Consider the following 1837-nt stretch of genomic DNA (forward strand, 5'->3'; position numbering starts at 1 on the left):
CACCACCTTTTAGACTTTATGCTCGATGAGGCCATCCCTGTTACTCGCGTTAATTCTTCTTGATTTTGGATGGGGAGCTACAGGGCAAAAGCGTTTTGTATTCTGTATTCCTTGCTACATTCTGAATTTGGAATTGCTGATGGTTTGGTTAGGAAAAACCTGTAAACCGACAGGGCGAGTTAAAATATTCTCAATTAGGGTTTTTGTCCCTTCTAAAACTTCATTCGGACCTCCTGCCACTTTAGGGATACTTTGAAGAACACCTGTAAGGGATTGTTCGGGGCCTTGTAGGGTAATCGGTTTAGGAGAAGATGAGGTGAAACCTAAACCAATAGGGGTACTAATAGTTAAAATAGGGGAAGATTGGGTTAAATTTGCCCTAAAAACCGTCCCATCTGCAAATTTTATCTGATTAGCGGTTGTGGCGATAAATGACCCCCCTAAGTTTAACCTCGCATCGGGTCCAAATAAAATCCCATTCGGGTTGAGAAAAAATAAGCTTGCTGTTCCTAAGTCTTGGGGTTGAATTAAACTTGATAAGTTAGTATTCGGTAAAGGGGACAAACTCCGTAGATTAATCAGTAAATTATTAATCGTTTCTGCTTTAATAAGCGATAAATTGCCTAAGATATCCGAAGGATTATTCCCTGTTACCCGAATTAAAATATTATTCACGCCCTTGGCATTGGTTAAAATAATCGTCTGCCCTTCACGAATGTTAAAATCCTGAAAACTTTGAAACAGATTTTCACCTCTTCTTGCACCACCTTGAATTAGTTGTAGCAGTTGATTAAAAGTGATAACGAAAGCACCTTCGATTCCTAAGCTAGTATCTGGAATAATTTGAGCAATAGCTGGACTTTTAACTGAAAATAGACTCAAGGAGACTAATAAGCTGACAAGGTTACGAAATTTTAACATTTTTATCCTGAACATTGTTACATCACTCCTCAACTTTTTATAGTAAGATTACAGCATTGATTCAATGATCGACTTAGTAAACCGTGTTTCATCGCTTTTTCTCCTATTCGCGTCTTTTGATCTGGCTATTTGTCGCCAGCTTAGTCTTTTTTTCGGGATTAGGCAAAATAACACCCTCTCACTTTATCTTATTTCATGCTCCTTTGATGGCTCAATCGATGAGTCCTCGTCAATGGGTACAAGAGGGAATTGACGCTTATCAAGCAGGAAATTATCAAGAAGCAGTAAAAATCTGGAAAAAAGCTTTATCTGCTTCCTCAGAACCCCAAGAAAAGCAAATTATCCTTGAAAACTTAGCAACAGCTTATCAAAAATTAAATCAAAATGAGCAAGTCTTTGAAACCTTAGAAAAGTTAGAAAAATATGCCATTAAAACAGGAAATAAAGGGAAACTAAGTCAAATATTAACACAAAAAGCGCAAATTTATCTTAATATTGGTCAACCACAAACAGCGATCGCTCTTTTATGTGCTTCAACCGATGAAAAAACCTGTCAACCTAATACCGCCTTAGCTATCAGTCGTCAGATAGAGGATACAAGCATAGAACGTTCAGCATTAGGAATTTTAGCAGAAGCTTACCGTTTTAGCGGAAAATATGACCAAAGTATTCAAACCCTAGAAACCGCTCTATCTTTACCCTCTACAGAAGCTCAAACATCCTTAAAACGGCTCTTCGGTTTGTGTTATGCAATGGACGGGGGTTATAAGGGATGGAACCCTTATATAGAAAGGCATTTAGCGATTTTTGTCAATTATTTCTTATCTAGAGCGAACTAATCAATTAAGTCTCTTGCCAGATAAGGATTTAGTCGATTTATGCCCCCCTATCGAACCATACCAAGTAACGAAGAACC

General features: G+C 37.9%; 2 protein-coding genes. One reads left to right on the plus strand and one right to left on the minus strand.

The genetic code is table 11. From position 1 onward, the window contains the following. Window positions 1–114 precede the first annotated feature (114 nt). Window positions 115–921 carry a two-partner secretion domain-containing protein gene (locus tag PX482_RS25615; protein ID WP_288095427.1) on the minus strand — a complete coding sequence of 269 codons (807 nt, stop codon included), beginning with the start codon at window positions 919–921 and terminating at the stop codon, window positions 115–117. 218 nt (window positions 922–1139) lie between these two features. Between PX482_RS25615 and PX482_RS27925 the strand changes: the two genes are divergently transcribed. Beyond that, window positions 1140–1760, plus strand: coding sequence for a tetratricopeptide repeat protein (locus PX482_RS27925; protein WP_373276131.1), 621 nt, complete (start codon window positions 1140–1142; stop codon window positions 1758–1760). Window positions 1761–1837 lie beyond the last annotated feature (77 nt).

It is taken from the genome of Microcystis sp. M53602_WE12, assembly GCF_030065455.1.
GTDB lineage: Bacteria > Cyanobacteriota > Cyanobacteriia > Cyanobacteriales > Microcystaceae > Microcystis > Microcystis aeruginosa.